The following is a 5,103-nucleotide window of genomic DNA, read 5'->3' on the forward strand; positions in this document are numbered from 1 at the left end:
CCGTAAGCCACCGGTATCCGCCGGCGCCCGCTGGTATCCGCCTGTGCCGGCCGGTGCGGGCGCTGCCCCGGCCGGCCCTCGTCGGGATCTTCGGCGACGTGGGACGGCGGTCTGGTGACGGTACGCGACCGGCTTCTCCGGCAACGATCTCCGATGACGCGGGGACGGTGATCCGGCACGGGTGAGCTCGGCCGCTCGGCCGCTGTTTTGCCGCGCATCCGGGCGGCCCTTCTGGCACGATCGTCGTCAGATCCTGACGTCGTCCTGGCGTCGATACCGTCGCTCATGGTCATCATATGGTGTGATTAATGTTATATCCGGCATGTTCCGGCGAATATCCTGGTACGCCTGGACGGCTATCCGGTGGGATGTGGGAGAGGGCTCGACGGTGGTGTTCTGTCCGGGTCGACGACAACTCCATTGACCGTCCATTGACCGCGACGCCGTGCCGCTGACGACGGCGTTGTCGGTCCGGCGAAGCCGACGTGGTACATTCAGGAAGCGCCGGTGAAGATCCAGACAGATATGCCCAGGCAGTCATCGCGCGTGGAGGAAAGGGCGACATCGGTGCCGCAGGACCCGGCTGCGATTCAGCAGCAGATCGAGAATACCCGCGCCGAGCTCGCGGTCACCCTGGACGCCATCGCCGATCTCGTGAGCCCCAGGCGGGTGGCTGAGCGGACAGGCGAGCAGATCAGGGGCAGGGTCGCCGAGCTGCGCCAGAAGGTGATCGCGAACGGCTTCGGTGGCCCGCCCGCCATCACCACGGACTCCACCGCCACCGGCAACGGCTACGGCACCCCGGCCGACAGGCGGGAGCTGTCCGCCGGCCTTGACGCAGGCCCGGTTGTGCAGCGCGTCATCCGATGGAACAGGGTGGCTGCCGCCGGGGGTGTGCTGGTGCTGCTCGTCGGCGTTCGCCGCCGCAGGCGCCGCCGCCGCGCATACGCTCTGTGATGTTCCGCGGTGTCCCGCGGGAGCGGGCACTGTCTCGCCCACGCCGTACACGGCATGGCGTACGGCGTAGTCCCAGACAATACTGGATAGTTCTGGAATAATGCCGGAAAAGCTTATGCCTGCTGCCGGCGAGATTTCGCCGACAGCAGGCGCGCGGCTCGGGCGACGGACCGGCGCGGGTCTGAAGCGGTGCCGTGCCGGCGGTTTCGTGCCGGCGGTTTCAGGCCGGTTCTCCGTGCTGATCATCCCGTACGAGCTCCCGTGTTTCGGGCCCGCCCGTGCCGAGCGTGTTATTCCGCGCTGTACGGGTTGCCGGCCCGCCTGATTTCCCATGGTTCCCGTCGTTGCCGTGATGCCTGCCGGCCGGGGGTTCCCAGCCGTCCGCGCTTTCGGTGAGCCGCCGTCCGCCGCTTTGTTCACGGTGTAACGTCCATGTTCGCGTGGCCCATATAAGGATGGCGTGCCGTCTACGTCGCCCGGGATTTCCGCCGCTCGTGGCCAGCCGGTGGCCGGTGCGCGGCGGAATGCCCGTCCAGCTCGCGGACCTGGCTTTGACTCATTCGTAGACTTGACTTGTTCCAGACGGCGGCGAAAGCTGGCCGGTGTGAACAGTGAGGACGCCGCCGGGCAGTTGCGGTCGGCCGGGTTACGGGTGACCGCGCCCCGGCTGGCGGTGCTCGCGTCCCTGGCCGAGGGAGCACACCTGAGTGTGGAGACGATCGCTCAGGATGCGCGTGCCCGGCTCGGCTCGCTGTCGCTACAGGCCGTGTACGACAACCTGGACGTGCTCGCCGCCGCCGGGCTGGTGCGCCGGTTCGAACCGGCGGGCCACCCGGCCCGGTTCGAGCTGCGGGTCGGTGACAACCACCACCACCTCGTCTGCCGGGAGTGCACGGCCGTCTACGACGTCGACTGCGTGATCGGCGCCCGGCCGTGCCTGTCGCCGTCGGACGACCACGGTTTCGTCATCGACGAGGCCGAGGTGACCTTCTGGGGGATCTGCGCCGACTGCCAGGCCAGGGCCACCGTCGGCGAGCGCCCACCTGCCGCGGCCGGAGGCCTACAGGATGCCGCGGCGGCGCAGGACGGTCAGGGCGGCGATGCCGGGGAGGACGGGGAGCCAGTAGCTGATCAGCCGGTACACCAGGACGGCCGCGAACATGGACACGGCGTCGCCGCCGGCGGCGGTGAGGCCGATGGCGAGGGCGGGCTCGAGCGCGCCGATGTTGCCCGCGGTGGGTACCGCCCCGGCCACCACCGCGCCTACCAGGTAGATGGTCGCTACCGATAGTAGTGATATGGAGCCGCCGAACGCCCAGACGCAGGTGGCCAGCGCCACGATCTGGGTCACCTTGGTGGCCGCGGCCGACAGCAGCAGCACGGCGGTGCGCCGTGGGGAGCGCGCGAGCAGCGTCAGATGCCGGCCCGCGCCGCGCAGGGCCGGCCCGAGCCGGCCGCGGACGCGCGGGCGGGTGCCGGCCGCGACGCACCCGACCAGGCACAGCGCGACACCGCCGAGGGCGGGCCCGGAGCCGACGTTCGCCGTGACCGACCTGATGGGCGCGCTCAGCGTGTCCTGCGTGCCCGAACCGCCGACCAGCGCGGCGGTGAGCGCGATCCCGCCCACATGGGCCAGGGCAAACGCGATCTTGATGGCGGCCACTGCGCTCAGGCAGGCCGAGCAGGCCAGCTTCTGGCGTTCCAGGTAGCGGGCGTTCACGGCGATCGCGCCCAGGCCCGCCGGCAGCACCCGGTTGGCCGCCGCCGCGGCCAGCTGCACCGCCACCGCCGTGCGCAGCCGCAGCGGCAGCCCGCTGGCCGCCCGCAGGGCCAGGCCGTTGGCCAGGAAGAAGCAGGACGAGGCGAGCCCGCACGCCACCAGCCACGGCCAGGTCGGCACGGGGACGCTGGACAGCCTCGCCCCGACCTCCGTCCGGAACCTCATGGCCAGCATGACGATCATCGCGACGGCGACGGCGAACGCGACCAGCGTCCAGGGATGACGCAGCCAGCCCATCCGCAGGCGAGGGCGCAGCGCTCCGGGTAGTGTGAGCGAACTCACCGCCTGCTCGCCGGACAGGCCTGACAGCGGTGAAGGTGTAACCTGCCGTAGCGTAATGGCGACCGGCTGTGCGGTAACGACGGCGCTGCCGTCGACTGTCGCCCTTGCGGGGGCTGCCGTCGCGGTAGCTGCCCGGCTGGGCGTCATGGCGCCAACAGTAGATCGGAATTCATAACGGATGCTGAACAACGTACATCCTGTGATGGGATCTTCTGCCACCTGCCCGTCGGACGGGGGATGGCAGCAACCGGCCAGGTGGCCGTTTCATGCGGGTACGGAACAGAACCGGCGGCGGCCGGCTTGCACGCAGAGGCGCGTCATGTCGTCCGAAAATGGCGTGCACCGGTAATCCGCCGTCGGGTGACCGGGATCACAGGAACCAGCGAAACCTTCAGCATCCGAGGAAAGGCAGGACCGTGACAGATCTGCGTGACCTACCGGTAACGACCCTCGCTGGCGAGAAGACGACCTTTGGCGCGTTGACGGACGGACGTGCCGCGCTCGTCGTCAACGTGGCAAGCCGCTGCGGCCTCACCCCGCAGTACGCCGGCCTGGAGAAACTGCACGAGGAGCTCGCCGGCCGCGGATTCACCGTGATCGGTTTTCCGAGCAACCAGTTCGGCAGGCAGGAGCCGGGGACCGCGGAGGAGATCGCGGCCTTCTGCTCGACGACCTACGGGGTGACGTTCCCGCTGAGCGCGAAGATCGAGGTCAACGGTGAAGGCCGTGACCCGGTGTACGCCGAGCTGACCCAGGCCGCCGACGCGGAGGGCCGGAGCGGCGACATCACCTGGAACTTCGAGAAGTTCGTGGTCGCGTCGGACGGCAAGGTCGCCGCCCGCTTCGGCCCGCGCACGGACCCGCACGACCCGGCGCTGCGCGAGGCGATCGAGGCGGTCCTGCCCGCCTGACGCACCTCTCGGCCCTGGCCCCTGCCCCTGGCCTCGGCCCCCGGTCCCGGTTGTGGATCCGTCCTGAGCGCTGGCTCCGGCTCCGCTTCGTCCCGGTCTGTCCCGTCCGCTCTACCCGTCTGTCCTGTCCTGCCCTGCTCTGTCCCGTCTGCTCCTGCCCGTCCTGCCCGTCCTGCCCGTCCTGCCCTGCCTGTCTTGCCCTGGTCGTGGTCCGGTTCTGGCCGCGGGGCGGTCGCGGCTTCTTCGGCCCGGTATCTCGGCCCGGCCTCTCAGCCTGGTCTCTCAGCTCTGCCCGGCGGTCGTCCGGGGGAGCCCGTCCGGGCCGTACCAGGACGGCCGGTGGGTGCGCAGCCAGTGCAGGATGGCCGTCCGCAGGTACACCGGCCGGAACTCCAACGTGTGGAGCGTGGACACCGAGGCGGAACTGATGTCGATCGACTCGCCCCGGCTGACGATCTGCGCGAAGGCGGGCAGCGCCGCGGCGAACACGATGTTGATCTCATGCCAGCTCTGACCGGCCTCGGTGAACGTGTGCTCCACGCATCCGACGAAGTCCAGCGCGTGGGTCGCGAGCCCGGCCTCCCCGCGGATCGTGCGGCGCAGCGCCCCCTCCACGCTCTCGCCGGGCTCCACGTTCCCGCCCGGCAGGGAGAACCAGGAGTGCCCGCGCCGGTTGGCGATGAGCACCCGCTCGCCGGAGACGAAGAGCATGCGGGCGCTCAGCACCGGGATGGCGTCGCGGCCGGGGGCGCCCAGGCCGTACGGGCCGCCCGCGGCGGCGGGGCGTCCCCGGCCGGCGAGTGTCGAGCCGGCGGCCCGGGCGGCGTCCCTGCCGGGATGCGGTAGCGGCCGGGCCGCCGGCGGGACTGTCGTGTCGTTCTTCTCGAGCATGGCTTCCCTCACGGGTGAAGGTGGGCTGGATCGACCACGTTCGGCTGGTTCGGCTGCTCCGAGCGCTTCGAGCTGCTGGCTGGGTGGCTGGTGGTTGGGGTGGCGTTGCTGCTTCGGTGATGCCGACGGTGGGGACGACGCCTTCCCGGCGTCCCGCGGGGTGCCGGCGGCCGGTTCCCGGCAGGCTGTCGGTGTGCCGGCGGCGGCTGGTGGTGCCGGGCGAGGCACCGGGCGGCGCCCGGCGTGGCCCCGCGGCCCTGTTGTCGGGCCCCGGCCTCGGCC

5 protein-coding genes and 1 pseudogene are annotated in these 5,103 nt (G+C 71.0%); 4 read left to right on the top strand and 2 right to left on the bottom strand.

The genetic code is table 11. The features are described 5' to 3' along the window. From NBX02_RS06135 to NBX02_RS06145, 3 genes and pseudogenes are all read left to right on the top strand, one after another. Window positions 1–185 (top strand): hypothetical protein (locus NBX02_RS06135; protein WP_250290369.1); only part of this gene is annotated, 185 nt, incomplete at its 5' end. A gap of 382 nt (window positions 186–567) precedes the next feature. Continuing rightward, a complete protein-coding gene (locus tag NBX02_RS06140) occupies window positions 568–957 on the top strand; it encodes a DUF3618 domain-containing protein (protein WP_250287192.1) in 390 nt (129 codons plus the stop codon). A 604-nt stretch (window positions 958–1,561) separates the two neighbouring features. Next, a pseudogene (locus tag NBX02_RS06145) lies at window positions 1,562–1,978 on the top strand (Fur family transcriptional regulator); the annotation flags it as partial. A 39-nt stretch (window positions 1,979–2,017) separates the two neighbouring features. Here the strand turns inward: NBX02_RS06145 and NBX02_RS06150 are convergent. Further along, on the bottom strand, window positions 2,018–3,019 hold the full coding sequence (locus tag NBX02_RS06150; RefSeq protein WP_250290371.1) for a lysylphosphatidylglycerol synthase transmembrane domain-containing protein: 1,002 nt from the start codon (window positions 3,017–3,019) through the stop codon (window positions 2,018–2,020). A 416-nt stretch (window positions 3,020–3,435) separates the two neighbouring features. Between NBX02_RS06150 and NBX02_RS06155 the strand changes: the two genes are divergently transcribed. Beyond that, window positions 3,436–3,930 (top strand): glutathione peroxidase, encoded by a 495-nt coding sequence (locus tag NBX02_RS06155; protein WP_250287188.1) that lies wholly within the window; start codon window positions 3,436–3,438, stop codon window positions 3,928–3,930. A 282-nt stretch (window positions 3,931–4,212) separates the two neighbouring features. On the opposite strand, the gene NBX02_RS06160 is transcribed toward NBX02_RS06155, so the two are convergent. After that, a complete protein-coding gene (locus tag NBX02_RS06160; RefSeq protein WP_250290373.1) occupies window positions 4,213–4,821 on the bottom strand; it encodes an NUDIX domain-containing protein in 609 nt (202 codons plus the stop codon). Window positions 4,822–5,103 lie beyond the last annotated feature (282 nt).

The sequence above is a fragment of the Protofrankia sp. CiP1_Cm_nod1 genome, assembly GCF_920888515.1.
Taxonomy (GTDB): domain Bacteria; phylum Actinomycetota; class Actinomycetes; order Frankiales; family Frankiaceae; genus Protofrankia.

Bases quoted from the DNA above. Each gene is read 5' to 3' on its own strand.
- NBX02_RS06160 (WP_250290373.1), bottom strand. From the start codon at position 4,821: ATGCTCGAGAAGAACGACACGACAGTCCCGCCGGCGGCCCGGCCGCTA.